Below are 21753 nucleotides of genomic sequence, written 5' to 3' on the forward strand. Positions count from 1 at the left end.
GACGGACGCCACAATTCCGGGAGTTCATGTGTGCGTGATGTGAAGGCAATTGGCCAACCGTTGACCGCCCCGGTGAAACGTTGACCGCTTCACGGCGGAGTCCGGACGAACGGGAGGGCGAGTCATGAGGATGCCCCGACCTAGATTCGCTGCATGTCCATGCCACAGCGGCCCCATCAGCCCGCGAGGGCTGCCGCCACGCTCCCGGTCCTCCCCTACCGCAAACCCACCAAGGGGCGGGACTACTGGGTGATCGACGACGTCTTCCCCGAGCCGGACGCCGCCGCGATCCGTGCGCGCTGTCTCGCCAAGGACGACTGGGTCATGGGCCATCCGTACACCTCGGAGAGCTGGCCCGGACTGCGCACCATGCCCGGTCTCGAACCCGGTGAACTCGACCGGGTGGAGCGGTTGGTGCGCGGGGCGACGGGGGCGCGGAAACTGTGGGTGCAGCAGGCGCCGGGCGGCGGCACCCTCAACCACAACTGCGTCCAGGTCGTGGGTGAGGGGGAGAGCGCCCCGCGCCCGCACTCCGACTCGCGGGCGCTGTGCCGGTACGCGGCCGTGCTGTACCTCAACCCGGCCGTCCCCAAGGACTGCGGCACCAGCTTCTACCGGCAGTCACTGCCGGGCGGGCGGCTCGGCGGCAACGTCGTCCAGGCCCCGCACAACAACCTCGTCGAGGCCCTCGGCACCCGGTTCGTCGCGCCGGACGCCTTCGAGGAGGACGTACGGGTGCCGCACCGGCACAACCGCCTGCTCCTCTACAACGCCAACCTCGTGCACAGCGCGACCGGTTACTCCGGCACCACGCTCGAGGAGAAGCGCATGACGGCCGTCTTCTTCTGGATGGCCTGACGCGCCCGCCCTCCCGCCGGAGACCGAGCAGCCGGGCCACGCGCATGACCAGGGCGCACAGGACGGCCCTGCGCCACAACGGCGCGGGCGTGGACACCGCGTCGGCGCAGCTCGGGGAGATGGCGCGGGTCCGCGGCGATCTCGCGCGGCAGCGGACCGAGCAGGAGCGGTTCGGCGGGCGGGCCGGACGTCTCCCCGGACCGCGTCAGTACCGCACCGCCCGGGCCGCCTCCGCCTTCACCTCGCCGGAGAGTGCGCGGTGGCTGCGGGCGATGGCCTTGGCGGTCTTGCCGGCCGGGACGTCGGTGACGGTGACGAGCACGGAGTCGAGCAGCTTGCCGCCGGAGTCCTTGAAGTCCACCTCGACGGCGAAGGACTTCGTCGAGTCGACGCTGTTCTCGACCGTCACCTCGACCGCGCTGCGGTCGCCGTCGGCGGTCGGCGTGCCGAGCTTCACGTCGCCCTTGGCGTCGACGCCGCCCTCGATCCCGTCGAGCTTGCGGCCCACCTCCGCGGTCGCCGACGAGAACGCCTCCGAGGCCTCCGAGGCGAGCGAGGAGGCGGCGGCGGTGGCCTGAGCGCCCACCGACTGCGCGGCGGAGGCCGCCTTGCTGGCCACGGAGGACGGGCTGTCGTCCCCCGAGCAGCCGGTGAGCGCGGTGAGCGCGCTGACTGCGGCGAGCCCCGTCAGCAGGGCCGCGCCGCCCCGCACCGCCGCCGGACGGGGCCCCCTCTTCCGGCTCCTGCGGTTCGCTGCCATCACGCCTCCAGATCGCTCGCGGGTCTGTCGCGGGTCGTTCACGGGTCGGGTCACGGGTGGGTCGGGGGTCGTGCGCGGTCCGCGGGATCTCCAGTGAAGGCGCGGACCGTCCCGCCCGCATGCCGGCCCACCCGAACGGCGCACCACCCGTGGTGGCGGCTCCCACCCGGACGGATGGTCGAGGGACAGTCGCCGAGACAGAGACGGGGTAACCCCATGAGCGACCAGCCGCACTCCCAGCCGTCGTCGCACGGGTCCCCGGTGTGGGACCCGTCCCACCAGGGCACCGGCACGCCGGCCTGGACCTCGCCCCCGGCCGGCGGCGGACTGGCCGCCGGCGGGGTCGTCTTCGGCGGCGTGCTGATGTTCGTCAGCGGAGTCCTCGCCGTCTTCCAGGGCATCGCCGCGATCGCCGAGGACGACGTCTACTCCCGGGTCGGGAGCTACGTCTACGAGATGAACCTCACCGGCTGGGGCTGGGTCCTGCTGATCGTGGGCATCGTGGCCACGGCGACCGGCTGGGGGCTGCTGATGGGGGTGGAGAAGGCGGAGTGGGCCCGGATCAGCGGCATCGTGCTGGCGTCGCTGAGCCTGATCCTGCAGTTCCTGTTCCTGCCGTACGCACCGGTGTGGGCGGTCATCCAGATCGCCATCGACGTCTTCGTCATCTGGGCCCTGGCCTCCTACCGCCCTCTCCAGGCCTAGGCCGGTCCGGAAGCCAGGGGAGCGCCGGTGCTCCGGACACCCGCACGGCCTTGCGGCGCAGCCACGGCAGGGGCGGCACCTGGGACCCCAGGTACGGGGTGATCCGCACCTCGAAGTGCAGATGCGGGCCGGTGACGTTGCCGGACGCGCCGGACAGTCCGAGGCGCTGGCCGGCCGCCACCCGCTGGCCCCGGCGCACGTCGATGCGGGACAGATGGGCGTACTGCGTGAAGTAGCCGTCCTGATGCCGCACCAGGACCTGGTTGCCGAAGCCGTCCCCGCAGGTGGTGACGCGTACGACGCCGGAGCCGACGGCGTACACCGGGGTGCCGGAGTCCACCGCGAAGTCCTGGCCGGTGTGGCGGCGGGCCCAGCGGGAGCCCTTCGCGGCGTAGCCGGCGGAGAGCCAGTAGCGGCGGGTCGGGGCCGTCCAGGCGGAGGAGCGCCGCTCGGGCGCGCGGCTGCGCTCCCCGAACGGACAGTGGCCCGCGCGCCCGGAGGGGTCGACGGCGACCGGGTCGCCGGTCTCCCTGGCCCCCGCCCACAGCAGGTCCCACAGGTCGTCGCGGACGGCTTTTCGGCGCTCTTCGGCCTCTTCGAGGGCCGCGGGCAGGGCGTCGGCCTCGCGCAGCCGGTCGACCCGCTCACGCGCCTGCTCGTGGACGCGGACGGCACGGACGGCCCGGTGGCGGTCTCCGTCGCCCCCCGCCGCGGCGGGCAGGGCGGCGAGCGCCGTCACCAGGAGGGCGAGGAGGGCGGCCCCGGTCGCGGCGCTGAGGCGCGCCCGCGTCCGCGGGAAGCGCGCATGATGTTCTCGTCCCATTTCCGGATCATCGGACCGGCGACGCGTCCGAGGGCGGCACCCGGCCGGACGGGCTCCCCAGGTTCAGCCGAACGGCCCCGCCGCCCCGCCCCCGGCCCTGCCTCCGGCCGCGTCCTCGCCCCCGCCTCCGCCCCCGTCCTCGCGCTCGCGGCCGGTCCGGCCCCCGCGCCCACCAGGGAGCGGTAGACGGCCGAGGAGCGGGGGTTGTCGGCGCACCGCCACACGCCGTGCGGACAGTAGTCGCTGATGGTCTGGTACAGCGGCCGGTGCTCGGCGAACCAGTCGAGCATGCCGCGCATGTACTTCGGGTCGTCGCCGTTGCGGAACAGCCCCCACTCGGGATACGACACCGGCTTGCCGTGCGCCCGCGCGAACCGGACGTGCGCGGCCAGGCCGTAGGGCTCGGCGACCTGCTCCGCGAAGGACATGCCGGCGGGCTGGTCGTAGGCGTCCATGCCGACGACGTCGACGTGCGCGTCGCCCGGATAGCACGCGGTCCAGGGGACGGCGTCGCGTCCCCGGCTGGGCGTGAACTCGAACCGGAACCGCCGCCCGCCCGGCACCGATCGCACGGCCTCCGCGATCCTCACCCAGTACCGCTTCCAGGCCTGCGGATCGGGCCCGCACCGATGGGTGTACGTGGTCCCGTTCATCTCCCAGCCCACCACCAGCACCGTGTCCGGCAGCCCGAGCCCGACGAGCCGCCGGGCCAGCGCCCGGAAGTGGCCGTCGTAGTCGCCGCGCGCCCCCCTGCGCAGCTCCTCCCGCACGGCCGCGTCGGACACGTGGTCCTCGGTCCCCTCCAGCATCGGCACGTTGAGCACGAACATCCGGTCGGCGCGCTCCTGCCGCCACCGTGCCCAGTACTCCAGGTAGCCGGGCGCCCCCTCGATGTTGCTCCACCGGTCGCCGGGCAGATACGCGTGCCCGACCCGGGGCGTGGCGACGCCCAGCCACTCGTCCAGCCCGGCGATCCGCCGCACCCCGGCGTCGTCGTACCCGACGTACGCCCCGAACGCCCCGGGTGCCGCCCCGGTCCCCCGCCCGACGGGCACGCACGCGGGCCCGGCCAGCAGCACGAGGGCGGCGAGCAGCGTGCTCAGGACATGGAGGGCGCGCGGGGAGCGGAACACCGGCACAGGATGACGCCCCCGCCCCCTCCTCACCCCGAACTCGCCCCACAACCACCCGGACGGGACCCCCCTCCCGGCCAACCTCGCCCCTCCCCACGGCAACCCACGAACGAACGGCCGACCAGAACAACCGACGGCGCAACCGACGGAGCAACCGACGGCGCAACCGACGGCGCAACCACTCCGAGCGCGGCCCACCGTGGCACCGACGTCACCGGTCGCACCGGCCCGTTGCGGCCACGGAGGCGCCCGCCGAGGCGGACCGGCGGACCGGCAGGCGGACAATCGGCTGGACAGCGGCCCCGACCTGCTGCGACGCTCCGCCGATGACGCTCGCCGACCTCCTCGCCGCCGTCGCCCTGACCGCCCGCCTGGGCCCGGTGCACATCGGCGCCTCCTGGGACGACGTGACGGCGGCCCTGGGCGAGCCGCGCGAGGTGGTCCCGATGAGCCGCCGCAGCCGCCGCCGGTCCCGCCTCTTCGGCTACGGCGACCTGGAGGTGTTCGTCTGCCCGTGCCGTGAGGTGCGGATGGTGTCCGTGCAGACCTGGACCGACACGGTCGTCCTGCCCGGCCACGCGGGCACGTTCCCCGGCGAGCCGACCCACGCGGAGGTCGTGGCCGCCCTGGACCGCGCGGCCTGCCCCTGGGAGCTGGACCCCGGCCTCACCTTCCGTGACCAGCGCACCCTGCGGGTCCCGTCGACGCGGGCCGCCTTCACCTTCGTCGTCCCCGAGGACGGCGAGCCGACGCTGCACGTGCTGGGCCTGCCGGACGACGGTCACACGTGCCTGGAGCCGAGCCGTCCGGCCCCTTGACCGGTGCCCCGTCGGCCATGCTGTCGGCGTCGAGGACGTCGCCGTCGCCCCGGCGGTGGGGTGGGTGAGGCAACCGGAAGTGGGGAGTTGGGGGTCTTGTGAGGCGACAGTGCCTTCTCGGACGTATTCCTGCACGTGTGTAGGGTTCCGACGTTGGGCGGCGATCGACGCCGGCGATCCGAGCACGGTGTACGGGGTGGAACGGTCGAGGGGGAGGGGCGAGCGCCGGTGAGCGGAACGAGAAGGCGTGGGCAGGTGCCGGTGCGAGGAAGCGGGCCGGCGGGCCGGTCCGGCGGGACGCGGCTGACCCGGCGCGGGCGCGTCGTCGCCTGGGGCGCGGGGGTGAGCGCCGTCCTCCTCCTCGGGGCCGGCGGGACCGCCGCGTGGATCTGGTACGACCTCAACGACAACATCACCGCCGCCGAGGTGGACGACAAGCTGGGCGGCGACCGGCCGCAGAACCTCAGCCCCGGCTCGAAGAACATCATGGTCGTCGGGTCCGACAGCCGTGACGGCGCCAACGCCAAGTACGGCAAGGACCTGACCACCATGCAGTCCGACACGCTGATGGTGCTGCACATACCGGCCGACCGTAAGTGGGCCTCGGTCGTGTCGTTCCCGCGTGACTCGTGGGTGGAGATACCCGGGTGCGAGAAGGGCGACGGCACGTCGTCCTCCCCGCACCACTTCAAGATCAACGAGGCCTTCGCCATCGGCGGCAGCAACGGCAAGGTCGGCGAGGCCGCCGCGTGCACCATCAAGACCGTCGAGGCCAACACCGGTCTGCGCATCGACCACTTCATGTCGGTCGACTTCTCCGGCTTCAAGGGCATGGTCGACGCGCTGGAGGGCATCGAGGTCTGCCCGAAGCAGGCCATCCACGACGAGAAGGCCCATCTGGACCTGGAGGCGGGGTGTCAGACCGTCAAGGGTGAGAAGGCGCTGGGATACGTCCGCACCCGCTACAGCGTCGGCGACGGCTCCGACATCGGACGCATCGGGCGGCAGCAGGAGTTCATGGACGCCCTGGCCAGGAAGGCCAAGTCCAAGCTCACCAGCCCCGACGCGATGTACGGCTTCCTCCAGTCGGTCACCAAGTCCCTCACCACCGACCCCGACATGGCCGGCATCAAGCCGCTGTACGGGCTCGCGGACGAGCTCAAGGGCATCCCGAGCGACCGTCTGAGCTTCCTCACCGTGCCCAACTACGGGCGCGTCGCCGACCAGCCCACCGACAAGGCCAACGTCGTGTGGCAGTACCCGCAGGCCGCCGACCTGTTCACCTCCCTGGCCAAGGACCAGGAGGTCACCAAGGCGCGGTTGGACGCGTCGAAGAAGAACGTGGTGTACGCCTCCAGCGTGCGGGTCCAGGTACTGAACGGCACCGGCGTCCCGGGTCGCGCGGCGGCCGTCGCGGAGAAGCTGAGGAAGGCCGGCTACACCGTCACCGGCACGGGCAACGCCCCCGGGACGGTGGCCAGGACGACCGTCACCTATCCGTCGGGGCTCGAGAGCAAGGCCGCCGTCCTCGCGTCCCGGCTGCCCAACCTGCGCCCCACGGCGGACGGTTCGGCCGCCGCAGGCGTCGTCACCCTGGTCGTCGGACCGGAACTGAAGGTCGAGGACGTCGCCTGACCGCTTCTCGGCTCTTCTTGGTCAACAAGGCTCCGGAAATGGGGTAAGGTTGATCTTGAGCCGGTCACCGGAAACAAAAACGGTGAACGACCTCTGCGTTGGTGGTCCAAGGAAAGACGCCCCGCTTCCTGCGGGGAAATGCAGGTGCAAGGCCTGCCCGGCGCTCCATCGGAACGAGCCCCATCCCGTGTTCCACGGGGTGGGGCTCGTTCGCGTTCCCCCGCCGGGTACGGCACGGGGACCTGCCGGCGCGCGGCACGTGTGCACGAACAGCGGGACCTGTCGGCGCGCCGGTATCCGCGGCCCCGGCCCCGCCGCCTCGACCGTTCGGCCGATACCGCCCGCCGTGTCTGCGCCTACCGTGAACGGCATGAGATCAGCCTGGCTACGAGGCAGTGCACGGGGCGCGGCCGTCGGCGCGCTGCTGGCGGCCTGCGTCCTGGACCTGATGATCGCCGGCGAGGAGGGCAGCCCGTGGGGTCAGGCGGTCCTCCTCGCCGTCGGCCTGACCGCGGTGCTGTGGCCCGCCTCGCGCCGCCCCGCGTGGCTCACCCCGCAGCTGCGCACCGCCGTGCCCGCCCTGCTGTCCGCCCTGTACACGGCCGCCGCGGTCGTCCGGGACCGTACGGCCCCCTTCGGGCCGGGTGAGCTCGTGATCCTGCTGTGCCTGCTCTTCGTCGCCGTACGGCACTGCCCGCCGAACCGGCTCGTCGCGTGCGCCGCGCTGGACGCGCTCGCCTTCCTCGCCACGCCGTGCCGCCAGTTCTGGCCGCTGTGGTCCCAGGACGGCGCGGGGCTCGCGTACATCGTCGTGGGGCTGGTGTTCGTCCTGCTCGTCGGCTCGCTCGCCGCCTACCTGCGCTCGCTCGACTACCGCCGCACCGTCGCCGTCGACGACACCCGCCGCGAGGAACGCCTCGCCATCGCCGCCGACCTGCACGACTTCGTGGCCCACCACGTCACCGGGATCCTCGTGCAGACGCAGGTGGCGCGCATGATGACGAGCGTGGGGCCCGAGCGGGCCGAACAGCTCGACCCGGTCCTCGCCGGCATCGAACGCGCGGCCACCGAGGCGCTCGCCTCCATGCGGCGCACGGTCGGCGTCCTGCGGGACACCCCCGAGGCCGACCGGCGGCCCGTCGGCGACCTGGCCGGCATCACCGGCCTCGTCGAGAACTTCGGGGGAGATCCCGGCCGACGGGTCGTCCTCCACCGTTCCCCCGCCGTCCCCGACAACCTCCCGCACGAGGTGCAGGCCGCCGCCTTCCGCGTCGTCCAGGAGGCGCTGACGAACGTGCGGCGGCACGCCGCGGACGCCTCCGCCGTCACCGTCCGCCTCGGGCTCGACGGCGAGCGGCTCGACGTCACCGTGGTCGACGACGGCCGCGGCGGCGCTCCCCTGCCCGCCGAGGCCCGCGGTGGCGGCTTCGGCCTGGTGGGTCTGCGGGAGCGGGTCACGGCGCTGGGCGGCGACCTGAGCACCGGCCCGCTGCCGGCCGGCCACGGATGGCAGGTCCGCGCCCTCTTTCCGGCCCGCTGAACACGGGCGGGGCGGTCCCGGCGGTCGTACGCGCGGGGAACAGGCGGGGGTGACGTAAGTCATGTTCGCGCGCGTCCGCGCCGCGATCACTGGCTGAAGACGGAGCACGCCATGGGCCACGGTCACGCCATGGGCCACGGTCACGCCAACGCGCTGGTCGCGCACACCCTGGCGGAGGACGCCAGGGCGTGAGCCCGGCGGGCCCCGGCGCCGGCCGGGCCCGGCCGTGCCCTCAGCGTCCGCCCGTGCCGCTGCCCTTGGCGGGGGAGCGCCGGCGACCCTGTGCGGGCCGGCGGGGGCGGGAGGCCGACCCGCCGCGCTCGGAGGTGCCGCGCTGGGCACCGCCGCGCTCGGAGGTGCCGCGCTGGGCACCGCCGCGCTCGGAGCCGCCGCGTTCGGAACCGCCCCCACGGGCCGTGTTCTTGCGGGCGGGCCGGGCTTGCGCGGTGGGCGGCGGGGTGAGCACGACGGGCACGCCGGACGGCGTCTGCGCGCCGGTGATCCGGTTCAGCTCGGTGCCCCCGGAGCGGACCTGGGTGGTCTGCGGGGTGATGCCGGCGTCGGCCATCAGGCGGGTCATCTCACGGCGCTGGTGCGGCAGGACGAGGGTGACGACGGTGCCGGACTCGCCGGCGCGGGCGGTGCGGCCGCCGCGGTGCAGGTAGTCCTTGTGGTCGCCGGGCGGGTCGACGTTGACGACGAGGTCGAGGTTGTCGACGTGGATGCCGCGGGCGGCCACGTTGGTGGCGACCAGCACCCGGACGTGCCCGTCCTTGAACTGGGTCAGCGTGCGGGTGCGCTGCGACTGGGACTTGCCGCCGTGCAGGGACGCCGCCCGGACGCCGACCGCCAGCAGCTTCTTGGCGAGCCGGTCCGCCGCGTGCTTGGTGTCCAGGAACATGATCGTCCGGCCGTCGCGGGCGGCGATCTCGGTCGTCGTGGCGTGCTTGTCCTCGTCCTCGACGTGCAGCAGGTGGTGGTCCATCGTGGTCACCGCGCCCGCGGACGGGTCGACGGAGTGGACGACGGGGTCGTGCAGGTAGTTGCGCACCAGGCGGTCGACGTTGCGGTCCAGCGTCGCCGAGAACAGCAGCCGCTGCCCGTCGGGGCGCACCAGGTCGAGCAGTCGCGTCACCTGCGGCATGAAGCCCATGTCGGCCATCTGGTCGGCCTCGTCGAGGACGGTGACGGCGACCTGGTCGAGCCGGCAGTCACCGCGGTCGATGAGGTCCTTGAGGCGTCCGGGGGTGGCGACGACGACTTCGGCGCCGCCGCGCAGGGCGTTCGCCTGCCGGCCGATGGACAGTCCGCCCACGACGGTGGCGATGCGCAGGCGCAGCGCGCGGGCGTAGGGGGTGAGGGCGTCGTCGACCTGCTGGGCCAGTTCCCGGGTGGGGACGAGGACGAGGGCCAGCGGCTGGCGGGGCTCGGCGCGCTGTCCCGCGGTGCGGGCGAGCAGGGCGAGGCCGAAGGCGAGGGTCTTTCCGGAGCCGGTGCGGCCACGGCCCAGGACGTCCCGGCCGGCCAGCGAGTTCGGCAGCGTCGCGCCCTGGATCGGGAACGGCGTGGTGACGCCCTCGGTGTCGAGCGCGGCCAGCAGCCGCTCGGGCATGTCGAGTTCGGCGAACGCCTCGACCGGCGGCAGCGCCGGGGTGACGGTCACCGGCACCGCGAACTCGCCGCCGGACGCGGCGGGTCGGCTCCCGCGTCCGCTCCGCCCGGCTTTGGCCGTACGGGAGGGCGCGCCCTGGCGCCGGTCCGTACGGGAGCGGACCGAGCTGTTGCGGTTCATCCGGTGCCTTTCTCGAAAACTGCCGGACGCCATGAACCGGGGCCCGCACTCAGGAGTGCGGGCCCCGGTCGTGTCGTCCGCTTGAAACAGACTCAGACGACGGTTCAGGCGGGGAGGATGTTCTCCGCCTGCGGGCCCTTCTGGCCCTGCGTCACGTCGAAGGTGACCTTCTGGCCTTCCTGAAGCTCACGGAAGCCGGACGTGGCGATGTTCGAGTAGTGGGCGAAGACGTCCGGGCCGCCACCCTCCTGCTCGATGAAGCCGAAGCCCTTTTCCGAGTTGAACCACTTCACGGTGCCAGATGCCATGCTGTATCTCCTTTGGGGCAATGCCCGGTGCCCGCACCTTGCGGAACCGGTGTCGCAGCATCAGAAAAGCCCCAAAAACAAAAAGAGTGCCCGTCGACGGAAGGTCGAAAGAGCACTCTGAAGCCTCTGGTAACCGAAACTGCCACTTTTCTCACGGTAGCACAGGTCGGGATGGGGGGCCGGGACGGTTTTCCGGGTTCCGGTACGCGTCGTGTCGAGTACCCGTACTCAGGAGGCGAGGGCCCTTCTCGCGGCAGGCCGACCGCACCGGCAGCCAGACCTTCGGCCGTCGGAGGAGCCCACCGCGGAGAAGACCGGGATTCGAGTGCGCGTTCGATCGAGTCGGGGAGGACGAATAGGCCGGGAGGGGGTCTCCGTGCGCCCTAGGAGTGCTCGACGAGTGCTGTACCGGTGCTGTGCGGGTGTCGTGGCGGGCGCCGTTGTATAAACGGATGATGATTTATCACGTAGTGCACCCGGACGAGTGGAACGCCGAAGCCGGCCGGCCCTACGCGCCCGCTTCGCTCGCCGAGGACGGGTTCGTGCACTGCTCGCCCGACGTGGAGACCACGCTCGCGGTCGTCAACGCGTTCTACCGGAGCGGCTCCCGGCCCCTGCTGGCGCTGGTCCTCGACGAGGAACGGCTCTCCGCGAGGTGTGCGTGGGAGGCGGCCGACCCCGCTCCGCCGCCCGGGGTCTCCCCCGGCACCCTGTTCCCGCACGTGTTCGGACCGCTCGACCGGGACGCCGTGGTGCGCGTCCTGGAGGTCCGCTGGGACGCGGACGGCCGCGCGACGGGCCTGGCGGACCTCGGCTGACGTCGCCTCACCCGACACCGGCCGCCCGACGGACGCCGGTCGACGTCGCCCCACCCGACACCGGCCGCGGGTTCCGGCTCCGGCGCGGGCCCTCCGCGGCGAACGAGGTCAGCTGAGGCAGATCAGGCCCAGCAGGCAGACGTCGGACGGCGAGGTGACCGCCGTGCCGGACCCCGTGCCGGAACCTGTCCCGGACGACGAGGACGACGCACCCGAAGAGGCGGACGAGGACGACGAGTTCGAGCCCGTGCCGGAGGCGGTGCCCGCGTCGGAGCCCGAGCCCGAACCCGAGCCCGACGTCGAGGAGCCCGAACCGCCGGTCGTGGCCGAGTCGGAGGACTGCTGCCCGGCCGTGCCGGTCAGGGCGCCGACCGTCGAGCTGTAGGCCGACGATCCGTGTCCCCGCTGCTGTCCCGAGGTCTCCGGCGTGGACAGCGCCGTCGTGCCGGCGGGTGCCGCGGCGGAGTCCGGGCGGCTGTCCGCCGGGGTGTCCTGCTTCCGGGCGTGCCCGGTGGCCGGCGACTGCCGGGGGGAGGCGGCCGACGGCGCGTTGCGGTGGCCGTCGGACCGGCTCACCGTGGGGACGGTGTGCTCCAGGGTCGGTTCCTCGCCGCCGGCGGCGGTGGGGGTCTCCGGCGCCGAGGCCGCCTGGGTCCGGTCGCCGTTCTGCCGCTCCAGCGCGGCGACCGCCAGCCCGCTGACGAGCGTGACGGCTGTGACGACCACGGCCCGCCGCTGGTTCTTCTTCCAGCGGGCCAGCTGCCGCCGCCGTGCCGCCCGGCCCTGCGGCGCCGCGGACACCGCCGCGACGGCCGACGAGGCCGTCTCGCTCGTGAGGTCGACGTCGGGGTAGGCGTCGGCGTCGAGACCGAGGGCGACGTCGAGAGCCCGGTCGGGAACGCGCGCCGGAACGCGTTCGGGGAGCGGCCCGGCCAGGGGGGCGGCGGTGACGGGCGCGGGGGTGGAAGACGCGGGGGTGAAGTGCGCGGTGGCCGCGTACGGCGACGTCGTCCCTGCGGTCCCGGCCCCGACGGCGTGTCCGTGGGTCGGGACGGGGGCGATGTCCGGGGCGTAGGCGCCACACCCTGGACACACCAGGGCTCCGTTGAGATGCCGACGACACGAGGAGCAGTAGTCCATCTGCGGTCTTCCTGTTTGCCGTGCCGTCGCTCCGCCCTGGCCGCGACCTGATCACGTTCGCACGGGAGGTCGAACGGCCACGCTAACGAGTCGTGCGGAGGACTGTGTGCAGCCTGTGTGATGCTCCTGCGCGAATGTGTTGAGGGATGTCGGCATGCGGTGCGCGCGCGCCCGGGTCGTGGTCCACCCCGGGTCCACCCCGGGTCCGCATCGGGCTTTTGCGGCGTCCCCGCCGCCCGCCTGTACATCCATGTGAACAGAAATCATGTACGCGTCTATTGACGTGCTCAGGGCAACGCCCTAGCTTCCCGGAGAAAGCGCTTTCCGTACCTCTGGCAGACGACCCGCACCGTCCTGGAGATGGAGAGAACGACATGCTTGTGAGACCCGTCATCGCCTGCGCCGGCCTGGTGGCAGGCGCGCTCGTCGCGTTGTCCGGCACCACCGCCCAGGCCGCCACCACCCGCTACGAGGCCGAGGCCTCCCCGGCGCTCTGCTCCGGCACCATCGACTCCGACTGGACCGGGTACTCGGGCAGCGGATTCTGCAACGGGGCCAACTCGACCGGCGGATACGCCCAGTTCACCGTCAACGCGGCCACGGCCGGCACGGCGACGCTGAGCGTCCGCTTCGCCAACGGCGCCACGGCCGCCCGCCCGGCCTCGCTGGTCGTCAACGGCACCACCGTGCAGACGCCGTCCTTCGAGGCCACCGGCGCCTGGTCGACGTGGGCCACCAAGACGCTCACCGTGTCGCTGAACGCCGGCGCCAACACGGTCCGGCTCAGCCCCACCACGTCCGCCGGACTGCCCAACGTCGACCGTCTCGACGCCGACGTGTCGGGCACCACGACACCGCCGGCCGGCTCCGCGCTCTACGTCGCCCCGGGCGGCACCGACGGCGCGGCCGGCACCCAGTCCGCGCCGACCACCCTCACCTCGGCGATCAGCCGGGTCGCCGCCGGCGGGACCATCTACCTGCGCGGCGGCACGTACGCCTACGGGTCGACGGTGACCGTCCCGGCCACCAGCAACGGCACCGCGTCCGCCCGCACCACGCTGGCCGCCTACCCGGGTGAGACGCCGGTGCTGAACTTCTCGGCGCAGAGCGAGAGTTCGAGCAACCGCGGGCTTCAGCTGTTCGGGTCGTACTGGCACGTCAAGGGTCTCGTCGTGGAACGCGCCGGGGACAACGGGATCTACGTCGGCGGCAGCGACAACGTCATCGAGCGCACGGTGACCCGCTACAACCGCGACACGGGACTCCAGCTCGGCCGGATCGCCTCCACCACGCCCGCCGCCCAGTGGCCGGCCCGCAACCTGATCCTGAGCGCCGAGTCGCACGACAACGCCGACGCCGACGGCGAGGACGCCGACGGCTTCGCCGCGAAGCTCACCACCGGCACCGGAAACGTGTTCCGGTACGCCGTCTCGCACAACAACATCGACGACGGCTGGGACCTCTACACCAAGACCGACACCGGAGCCATCGGCCCGGTGACCGTCGAGGACTCCCTCTCCTACAACAACGGCACCCTCTCCGACGGGACCGTGAACTCCAACGGCGACCGCAACGGTTACAAGCTCGGCGGCGACGACATCGCCGTGAACCACGTCGTGCGGCGCAGCATCGCCTTCCACAACGGCAAGCACGGGTTCACCTACAACAGCAACCCGGGCTCCATGGCGGTGTCGAACAACCTGAGCGTCGACAACGCCCAGCGCAACTACTCGTGGGACGCCGGGACCTCGGTCTTCCGCGGCAACACCTCCTGCCGGTTCGCGGTGAGCGGCTCGAACGACAAGACCGTCGGCGACGCGGACGGCTCCAACCAGTTCTGGACGGGCTCCAACGGCAGCCGGTGCGCCTCGTACTCGGGCGCCCTCGGCTGGTCCTTCGCCTCGGACGGCCGCCTGGTCGTGACGCTGGGAGGCAGGCAGGTGACGTTGTAACGGGCACGGCCGACGCCGTCTCCGCGCACGGATCAGGCCCCGGTCGAGGAGGACCCGGGCCTGCTCCGCTGTCCCGGAAACCAGGAGGGCTCTCCCGTGACCCCCTCCAGCCGGACGTCGCGCAGGACCGCGCGCTCGAAACGCGCTCCGGTGAGGTCGGTGAGGCCGTGCGGGGGAATGCCGGTGTTCACCGATCCGAGCACGGCGCCGGTGAGATCGGCGTCGCGGAGGTCGGCGTGCCTCAGGTCGCAGCCGGCCAGGCGCGTCCCGCGCAAGGAGGCGCCGCGCAGGTCCGCGTGGCGTAGATCGCAGAACTTCAGACTGCAGCGGTCCAGGTCTGCGTGGCGCAGGTCGGCTCCCGCGAACGAGCAGCGGGTGAACCGCAGGGGGGCCAGGAGGGCGGAGACCAGGTCCTGACCGGCGAAGTCCTCGGCGGTGAGGGACGTGGAGCGAGGCAGTGCCGCGAGTCGGTTCCTCGCGCTGGGGCGGGTGGTCATGGAGGCCAGCGTGCCGGACGCGGGGGCGGGCGGGCACGCCGATATGCCGTGAGCCGGCCGAAGGGGCGGCGGTCGTTGCGGCGTCCGACCGGGCCGGCGCCGGGGACGCAGTCGCCAGGACGGCCGGTTCCGCTGCGAAGAGCGGGGCGGGGACGGTCGAAGCCCCTTCCGGTGAGGTGCGTGACATCCGAGGGGACGGCGGAACCCCGGACATCTGTTCGTCGTCAAGAAGGGCGAAGCACGCGAACAGGTGAACGCACGGAACGACATGGGGTGGGCGCGCGGTGGACAGGCGGATCAGGGGGGCGGCGCTGGCCTGCCTCCTTTTGACGGCGGGCCTGGCGACGGGCTGCACGACCGAATCCCGCGCGGACTCCTCGTCCTCCTCCGCCGCCCCGGACGCCTCGGCATCGTCCGAGCGGGCCGGCCGGGGCGAGGCGGGCGCGCGGGCGGACACGAAGTCGGCCACCGCCGCCGCCTACCGCAAGTGGGGGCTGAAGCCGCTCGCCGCGCCGCCCGCGCCCCCCGCGACCAAGCCGTCCCGGCCGACGGCCGAGGGCGGCGGGGTACCGGTGATCAGCGAGATACCCACCCAGCAGAAGATCGTCTTCCTCACGTTCGACGACGGGGCCGAGAAGGACCCGAAGTTCGTGACGATGATGCGGGAACTGAAGATCCCCTTCACGATGTTCCTGACGGACGCCGCCATCCGCGCCGACTACGGCTACTTCAAGCCGCTCCAGCACCTCGGCGACGGCGTCCAGAACCACACCCTGACCCACCCGAACCTGCGCACCCTGGGCGCGAGCGCCCAGAAGCGGGAGATCTGCGGCCAGCAGACCAAGCTCAAGGCCGAGTACGGCACCACGCCCAGGCTGCTGCGCCCGCCCTACGGCAACTGGAACGAGGACACCCGGGCCGCGGCGGCGTCCTGCGGCCTCGAGGCGATCGTGCTGTGGCGCGAGTCCATGCAGATCACGAACATGCAGTACCAGCGCGGCGACAAGAAACTCCACCCGGGCGACATCATCCTGGCCCACTTCCGCGGACCGTCCGAGCTCAAGGGCACGACGATGACCGAGATGACGGCCAACCTGCTGCGCCACATCCAGGAACAGGGCTTCACCGTCGCCCGCCTCGAGGACTACCTGTAGGACCGGGACCGCTCAGGGCCCACCCCGACGACTCGGCCCGGGGCGGCCCGGCTGTCCTGGGCCGGCTCAGGCCGGGGCGGCCGGCAGGGACTGCTCCGCCCAGATGGTCTTGCCGGCGGGCGTCTGACGGGTGCCCCAGCGCTCCGCGATCTGGGCGACGAGCAGCAGCCCGCGCCCGCCCTCGTCGAAGACCCGGGCCCGCCGCAGATGCGGGGCGGTGCTGCTGCCGTCGGAGACCTCGCAGATGAGCGACGTGTCGCGGATGAGCCGCAGCACGATCGGGTCGCCGCCGTACCGCAAGGCGTTCGTGACGAGTTCGCTGACGATCAGTTCGGTGGCGAACGCCGCCTCCGTCAGCCCCCACGCGGCCAGCTGTTCGCCCGCCAGCTTGCGCGCCCCGGCCACCGCCGCGGGATCCCGCGCCACCTGCCAGGTGCGCACCTTCCCGGCGTCCAGCGCGGCGGTGCGCGCCAGCATCAGCACGACGTCGTCGCCGGGACGGTCGCTCAGCACCGTGCGCAGCACGTCGTCGCAGGTCTCCTCCAGCGGCGCCAGCGGTGCGGCCGGGGCGCTCAGCGCCCGGTGCAGCAGGGCGAGGCCGGCGTCGATGTCGCGGTCGGCGGCCTCGACCAGGCCGTCGGTGTAGAAGGCGAGCAGGCTGCCCTCCGCGAGCTCCACCTCGACGGACTCGAACGGCAGCCCGCCGAGCCCGAGCGGCGGCCCGGCCGGCAGGTCCAGGAAGCGCACGCCGCCGTCGGGGGTGACCACCGCGGGTGGCGGATGTCCGGCGCGGGCCATGGTGCAGCGCCGGGACACCGGGTCGTACACGGCGTACACACAGGTCGCCCCGACCTCCCCCGAAGCGTCCTGCGCGCGCCCGCGGGCCTCCGGGCCCTCCTCCCGGTCCAGCCTGAGGACGAGGTCGTCGAGCTGGGTGAGCAGTTCGTCGGGGGCGAGGTCGACGTCCGCGAGGGTCCGCACGGCGGTGCGCAGCCGGCCCATCGTGGCCGAGGCGTGGATGCCGTGGCCCACCACGTCGCCCACGACCAGGGCGACCCGGGCGCCGGACAGCGGGATGACGTCGAACCAGTCGCCGCCCACGTCGGCGCCGGACCCGGCGGGCAGATAGCGGTACGCCACCTCCGTCGCCGTCAGCTCCCGGGGCCGCACGGGAAGCAGGCTGCGCTGGAGCGCCAGCGCCGTGCGGCGTTCCCGCGTGTAGCGGCGGGCGTTGTCCACGCTCACCGCCGCCCGGGCGACGATCTCCTCGGCGAGCAGCAGGTCGTCCTCGCTGAAGGCGTCCCCCGTGCGGTGCCGCAGGAAGTGCACCAGACCGAGGGTCACCCCGCGGGCGCGCAGCGGCACCAGCATCAGCGAGTGGATCATGTACTTCGAGACGGTCTCGGCGCGGGCCCGGGAGGACCTGATCCATTCCTGTATCCCCGGCTCGCCGGCCGTGTGCCGGGTGCCCCGGCCGGCGATCAGCGTGCGCATCGGCGGTGTTGTGACCGGGTAGCGCACGGCGTCGCCCGGGGCCGCGACCGACTCCGGGCAGCCCTCCAGCACCGACCGCTGCGCCGCGCGGCGCACCACGACGGGCCGGTCCGGCCGCAGCGGCTCCGGCTCGTCGCCCAGCACGACGGACTCCAGCAGATCCACGGTGACGAAGTCGGCGAACCCTTCGACGGCGACGTCGGCCAGTTCCTCCACCGTGCGGGTCACGTCCAGGGCGCTGCCGATGCGCACGCCGGCGTCGTTGAGGACCGCGAGGCGGCGGCGCGCCCAGTGCTCCTCGGTGGTGTCGAAGACGGCCGCCGAGACCCCGAGCACCCGGCCGGCCTCGTCCTTCAGCGGTGAGATGAACATCGACCAGGCGTGCTCCCGGGTTTCGCCGGGGGCCCTGCCGTGCGCCTCGTGGAACACCGTCTCGCCGGTGCGCAGCACCTGCCGCTGCAGACGGTCGTACTCGTCGAACGGCTTCGTGGGCTCGATCTCCCACAGGGTCCGGCCCCGCATCTCGTCGACGGTCAGGCCCATCACGTGGGCCATCGACGCGTTGGCCGACACCAGCCGTGCCGCACGGTCGTAGACCGCCACCGGCACGGGGAGCTGCGCGAGCGTGAGGTCCCACAGCGCCGCCGTGACCGGCTCGGCCCGCCCGGGCTCGCTGACCGGCCCGGCGCCCGTCACCAGCCAGAGCCGCCCGGGGCCCGCGTCCGCCATCGGCATCGCCTGCAGCCGCAGCACCACACGGTCTCCGCCGCGGTGCCGCAGCGCCACCTCACTGGCCGTCCGGCGGCCGGCGGCGACATGGCGCCGCGCCGACTCGGGCAGCCGCGCGGCGAGCAGATCGGCGGCCGGCCGGCCCACGACCTCGGCGGCCCCGTACCCCAGCAGCTGCTCGGCTCCCGCGCTCCACGCCGTGATCGCCCCACGGTCGTCGACGACGACCGCGAAGTCCTCCGGCACGCGTTCCGGCGCCGTGCCCCGGGATGTGACACCTCTACCGTTCATGGGCCACTCCGCCTCGCTCTCGCCCGGCCGTCGCGGGCCGGGTCGCCGGGACCGCGCCCCGGCGTGCCGGGCGGCCGCGCCCGCCGCCCCACCGGGCCGTGTTCCGCACACGGCCCGGGGAACACCCGTCCGGAGTCCGAACTTCCTGACGCGTCCGTCCGCGTCCAGTCTGGCAGCGGCACGGCGACTCTGCGGGCGGCTCGGTGGATCTTGGGCGTGCGGCGCGGGCCCTGCCGTGCCCCGGCGGCGAACCCGCTGTCCTGGTTGCCGGTCCGGCGGCGAACTCGCTGTCCCCGTCGCCGGTTCCGCCTAGAATTCCGGTCATGGCCCTGACCATGAGCGACGTGGACCGGTTCGAGGCGGCACGACCCCGGCTGGGGGCCATCGCCTACCGCCTTCTCGGCTCGGCGAGCGAGGCCGAGGACGCGGTACAGGAGACCTTCCTGCGCTGGCAGGCCGCCGACGTCGAACGCGTCGAGGTCCCCGAGGCCTGGCTGACGAAGGTGCTCACCAACCTGTGCCTCAACCAGCTCACCTCGGCCCGCGCACGGCGTGAGACCTATGTGGGCCAGTGGCTCCCCGAGCCCCTGATCGCCGGGGACCCGATGCTCGGCCCGGCCGACACGGCCGAACAGCGCGAGTCGGTGTCGTACGCGGTGCTCGCCCTGCTGGAGCGCCTCTCCCCCAACGAGCGGGCGGTGTACGTGCTGCGGGAGGCGTTCGACTACCCGCACCGGGAGATCGCCGCGATCCTCGACCTCACCGAGTCGGGCAGCCAGCAGATCTTCCACCGCGCCAAGAAGCACGTCGCGGACGGCAGGACCCGCACCGAGATCGACGAGGCCGCCGCCCGGCGCATCATCGACGAGTTCCTGGAGGCCGCGACCAGCGGCCGTACCGAGCCGCTGGTGCGGCTGCTGACCCAGGACGCCGTCTCGGTCGGCGACGGCGGCGGAAAGGTCCCGGCGCGCGCCACGGCGTTCGAGGGCGCCCTCGCCGTCGCGAAGTTCATGCGGGGCCTGTTCAAGCCCGGCAAGGCCAAGCGCGCCCTGATCGGTGAGTCGGCCGAGATGTACGCCGCGACCGCCAACGGCGGCCCCGCGGTCGTGGCGGTCGTCGACGGACGGGTCATCGGCGTCATGTGCCTGGAGGTCACCGAAGAGGGCATCGCCGCGTTCCGCAACCAGGTCAACCCCGACAAGCTCCAACGCGCGACCGAGCGGTGGGCGGCCGCCGATCACGGCGAACCCCTGGTCGTCCCCTTCTGACCCCCTTCCGCGCGCCGATGTGAGGTGCTTCACACTCCGTACCTGTCAGGAAACGGCGGGCCGTCCGGTTCAGGAGGCGAATCCGCGCAAGACAGGAGCAGGGATATGCAGCACCGCATCATCGTCCTCGGAGCCGGATACGCCGGAGCCATCGTCGCGGGCCGCCTCGCCAGGCGGCTGCGCCCGGAAGACGTCGCCGTCACCCTCGTCAACGCCGAGGCCGACTTCGTCGAGCGCGTCCGTATGCACCAGCTCGCGGTGGGCCAGGATCTTCCGCCCCGGCCGCTCGACGAGATGTTCGCGGGCACCGGCGTCGAGCTGAGGGTCGCGAGGGTCACCGGCGTCGACGTCGACCGCAGGGCCGTGACCGTCGTCGACGCGAACGGCGCCGGGGAACTCGCCTACGACACCCTCGTGTACGCCCTCGGCAGCGGCTGGAACGACCAGGGCGTCCCCGGCGTCGCCGAGCACGCCCATCAGATCGCCGGCCGCCCCGGGGCGCTCCGGCTGCGTGAGCGCCTGGCCGGGCTCCCCGCGGGGCAGCCCGTGGTCGTGGTCGGCGGCGGTCTCACCGGCGTGGAGGCGGTCACCGAGATCGCCGAGGCCCGCCCGGACCTCGACGTGGCCCTCGTCGCCCGCGCGGGCCTCGGCGACTGGCTGTCGCCCAAGGGGCGCGGACATCTGCGGAAGGTCTGCGACCGGCTCGGCATCACCGTGCACGAGCACGCCGCCGTCACCGGCGTCGAGGCCGACCGCGTCACCACCGCCGACGGAGGGTCGGTCCCGGCCGCGGTCACGGTGTGGACGACCGGCTTCGCCGTCCACCCGATCGCGCAGGCCACCGCCCTGGAGGTCACCGACACCGGCCGGATCGTGGTCGACGGCACCATGCGCTCGGTCTCGCACCCGGACGTGTACGCAGTCGGCGACGCGGCCCTGGCGAAGGGCGTCGGCGACAAGCCGCTGCGGATGTCGTGCGCCTCGGGCGTCCCCATGGCCTGGCAGGCCGCCGACGCCGTCGCGGCACGCCTGACCGGCGGGAAACTCCCGAACACGCCGCTGCGCTACTTCAACCAGTGCATCTCGCTGGGGCGCAGCGAGGGCCTGATCCAGTACGTCACCGGCGACGACCGCGCCGTGCGGGCGGCCCTGACGGGACGGCTCGCCGCCGTCTACAAGGAACTGGTCTGCAAGGGCGCGGCCTGGGGTGTCGCCAACCCGGTGCTCGGGCCGTCCCGCCGCCGGCCCGTCGTACGGGACGCCGTGCGCGACGCCGAGCGGGAGGCCGCGCGGGAGGCCGCGCGGGAGCAGGCGGCTCCGAGCGGGGTGGCCGATGAGGCCGGTGCGGCCGGTGTACGCGTCCCGACCGGTTCACTCGTCCCGGACGGCCCGGTGGACTCGACGGACCCGGGGATCAAGGCGACGGCGTGACGCGCACCCGGACCGGGCGCCGTCGACATCCGGGCGGCGCCCCCGCGGAGCGGCCCACGCGTGGGCGTCGCGGCGGTTTCCGGGACGTGTGTCCCCTCGCCGGCTCCCGCCCGAGCGTTCAGCCGGTACCGCCGGAGGCCCCGTTCGCGGCCCGGTGGTACTCGGCGTTGATGCGCTGGGCCTCCTCGAGCTGGTCCTCGAGGATGACGATGCGGCAGGCGGCCTCGATCGGCGTCCCCCGGTCGACGAGTTCGCGGGCGCGGGCGGCGATCCGCAGCTGGTACCGGGAGTACCGGCGATGTCCCCCCTCCGAGCGGAGCGGGGTGATCAGCCGCGCCTCACCGAGGGCTCGCAGGAACCCCGGGGTGGCTCCGATCATCTCGGCCGCCCGGCCCATCGTGTATGCGGGGTAGTCGTCGTCGTCCAGACGATCACCGAGAGGGTTGTCCGTTGTCATGTCACCTCGCTGTGCAACGCGTCGAGGGGCCCCGGCGCCGTACGGCACCAGGGCCCCGAGGGAAATTCAACACCATCTGTCGGCCTTGCCGCTGTGCCGACCTTCGGTTACCGCCGGTCGGCCCGGCGCGGGAAGCTCGGCGGGCCGTCG

Annotated in this window: 19 protein-coding genes; 10 read left to right on the forward strand and 9 right to left on the reverse strand. The window is 73.3% G+C overall.

Features of this window, described 5'->3' with window-relative positions; genetic code table 11:
- Positions 1 to 153 precede the first annotated feature (153 nt).
- Complete coding sequence (locus QF032_RS20800) at positions 154 to 858, forward strand: DUF6445 family protein (protein WP_306950619.1); 705 nt, start codon at positions 154 to 156, stop codon at positions 856 to 858.
- 205 nt (positions 859 to 1063) lie between these two features.
- Here the strand turns inward: QF032_RS20800 and QF032_RS20805 are convergent, their stop codons facing one another.
- Positions 1064 to 1618, reverse strand: coding sequence for a hypothetical protein (locus QF032_RS20805; protein ID WP_307044667.1), 555 nt, complete (start codon positions 1616 to 1618; stop codon positions 1064 to 1066).
- Between the two features lie 216 nt (positions 1619 to 1834).
- On the opposite strand from QF032_RS20805, the gene QF032_RS20810 reads away from it, so the two are divergent.
- Complete coding sequence (locus QF032_RS20810; protein WP_307044669.1) at positions 1835 to 2323, forward strand: DUF7144 family membrane protein; 489 nt, start codon at positions 1835 to 1837, stop codon at positions 2321 to 2323.
- Here QF032_RS20810 and QF032_RS20815 read toward each other — a convergent pair.
- Both QF032_RS20815 and QF032_RS20820 read right to left on the reverse strand, forming a co-directional pair.
- Complete coding sequence (locus QF032_RS20815) at positions 2283 to 3146, reverse strand: M23 family metallopeptidase (RefSeq protein WP_307044671.1); 864 nt, start codon at positions 3144 to 3146, stop codon at positions 2283 to 2285. The two genes, QF032_RS20810 and QF032_RS20815, sit on opposite strands and share 41 nt — an antisense overlap.
- Positions 3059 to 4225, reverse strand: a complete 1167-nt coding sequence (locus QF032_RS20820; protein ID WP_307050209.1) for a glycoside hydrolase family 26 protein — start codon at positions 4223 to 4225, stop codon at positions 3059 to 3061. The genes QF032_RS20815 and QF032_RS20820 overlap by 88 nt, the downstream gene beginning before the upstream one ends.
- A gap of 380 nt (positions 4226 to 4605) precedes the next feature.
- Here QF032_RS20820 and QF032_RS20825 point away from each other — a divergent pair, with 380 nt between their 5' ends.
- The 3 genes from QF032_RS20825 (at position 4606) to QF032_RS20835 (ending at position 8272) form a co-directional block, all read left to right on the forward strand.
- Positions 4606 to 5097 carry a hypothetical protein gene (locus tag QF032_RS20825; RefSeq protein ID WP_307057016.1) on the forward strand — a complete coding sequence of 164 codons (492 nt, stop codon included), beginning with the start codon at positions 4606 to 4608 and terminating at the stop codon, positions 5095 to 5097.
- A gap of 255 nt (positions 5098 to 5352) precedes the next feature.
- Positions 5353 to 6732 (forward strand): LCP family protein, encoded by a 1380-nt coding sequence (locus tag QF032_RS20830; RefSeq protein WP_444875769.1) that lies wholly within the window; start codon positions 5353 to 5355, stop codon positions 6730 to 6732.
- 370 nt (positions 6733 to 7102) lie between these two features.
- Entirely contained in the window at positions 7103 to 8272 is a 1170-nt protein-coding gene (locus tag QF032_RS20835; protein WP_307057018.1) for a sensor histidine kinase, read from the forward strand.
- A gap of 232 nt (positions 8273 to 8504) precedes the next feature.
- On the opposite strand, the gene QF032_RS20840 is transcribed toward QF032_RS20835, so the two are convergent.
- Both QF032_RS20840 and QF032_RS20845 read right to left on the reverse strand, forming a co-directional pair.
- On the reverse strand, positions 8505 to 10064 hold the full coding sequence (locus tag QF032_RS20840) for a DEAD/DEAH box helicase (RefSeq protein WP_307057020.1): 1560 nt from the start codon (positions 10062 to 10064) through the stop codon (positions 8505 to 8507).
- Positions 10065 to 10168: 104 nt separating this feature from the next.
- On the reverse strand, positions 10169 to 10372 hold the full coding sequence (locus QF032_RS20845) for a cold-shock protein (RefSeq protein WP_057577999.1): 204 nt from the start codon (positions 10370 to 10372) through the stop codon (positions 10169 to 10171).
- 455 nt (positions 10373 to 10827) lie between these two features.
- Here QF032_RS20845 and QF032_RS20850 point away from each other — a divergent pair, with 455 nt between their 5' ends.
- Positions 10828 to 11190, forward strand: coding sequence for a DUF952 domain-containing protein (locus QF032_RS20850; protein WP_307044679.1), 363 nt, complete (start codon positions 10828 to 10830; stop codon positions 11188 to 11190).
- A gap of 108 nt (positions 11191 to 11298) precedes the next feature.
- Here the strand turns inward: QF032_RS20850 and QF032_RS20855 are convergent, their stop codons facing one another.
- Positions 11299 to 12330, reverse strand: coding sequence for an SCO2400 family protein (locus tag QF032_RS20855; RefSeq protein ID WP_444875852.1), 1032 nt, complete (start codon positions 12328 to 12330; stop codon positions 11299 to 11301).
- 374 nt (positions 12331 to 12704) lie between these two features.
- Between QF032_RS20855 and QF032_RS20860 the strand changes: the two genes are divergently transcribed.
- Positions 12705 to 14282, forward strand: coding sequence for a carbohydrate-binding protein (locus QF032_RS20860; RefSeq protein WP_307057024.1), 1578 nt, complete (start codon positions 12705 to 12707; stop codon positions 14280 to 14282).
- A gap of 32 nt (positions 14283 to 14314) precedes the next feature.
- Here the strand turns inward: QF032_RS20860 and QF032_RS20865 are convergent, their stop codons facing one another.
- The gene (locus tag QF032_RS20865; RefSeq protein ID WP_307044686.1) at positions 14315 to 14779 is read right to left on the reverse strand and encodes a pentapeptide repeat-containing protein; all 465 of its coding nucleotides are present in this window, start codon (positions 14777 to 14779) and stop codon (positions 14315 to 14317) included.
- A gap of 284 nt (positions 14780 to 15063) precedes the next feature.
- Between QF032_RS20865 and QF032_RS20870 the strand changes: the two genes are divergently transcribed.
- Entirely contained in the window at positions 15064 to 15933 is an 870-nt protein-coding gene (locus QF032_RS20870; RefSeq protein ID WP_306950643.1) for a polysaccharide deacetylase family protein, read from the forward strand.
- 66 nt (positions 15934 to 15999) lie between these two features.
- Here QF032_RS20870 and QF032_RS20875 read toward each other — a convergent pair whose 3' ends face one another.
- On the reverse strand, positions 16000 to 18447 hold the full coding sequence (locus QF032_RS20875) for a SpoIIE family protein phosphatase (RefSeq protein ID WP_307044690.1): 2448 nt from the start codon (positions 18445 to 18447) through the stop codon (positions 16000 to 16002).
- A 323-nt stretch (positions 18448 to 18770) separates the two neighbouring features.
- On the opposite strand from QF032_RS20875, the gene sigJ reads away from it, so the two are divergent.
- Complete coding sequence (gene sigJ / locus QF032_RS20880; RefSeq protein WP_307044692.1) at positions 18771 to 19715, forward strand: RNA polymerase sigma factor SigJ; 945 nt, start codon at positions 18771 to 18773, stop codon at positions 19713 to 19715.
- Between the two features lie 105 nt (positions 19716 to 19820).
- Entirely contained in the window at positions 19821 to 21146 is a 1326-nt protein-coding gene (locus QF032_RS20885; RefSeq protein ID WP_307057026.1) for an NAD(P)/FAD-dependent oxidoreductase, read from the forward strand.
- A gap of 118 nt (positions 21147 to 21264) precedes the next feature.
- On the opposite strand, the gene QF032_RS20890 is transcribed toward QF032_RS20885, so the two are convergent.
- The gene (locus tag QF032_RS20890) at positions 21265 to 21603 is read right to left on the reverse strand and encodes a helix-turn-helix domain-containing protein (RefSeq protein ID WP_307044697.1); all 339 of its coding nucleotides are present in this window, start codon (positions 21601 to 21603) and stop codon (positions 21265 to 21267) included.
- Positions 21604 to 21753: the final 150 nt, after the last annotated feature.

The organism is Streptomyces achromogenes (genome assembly GCF_030816715.1).
Lineage (GTDB): Bacteria > Actinomycetota > Actinomycetes > Streptomycetales > Streptomycetaceae > Streptomyces > Streptomyces achromogenes_A.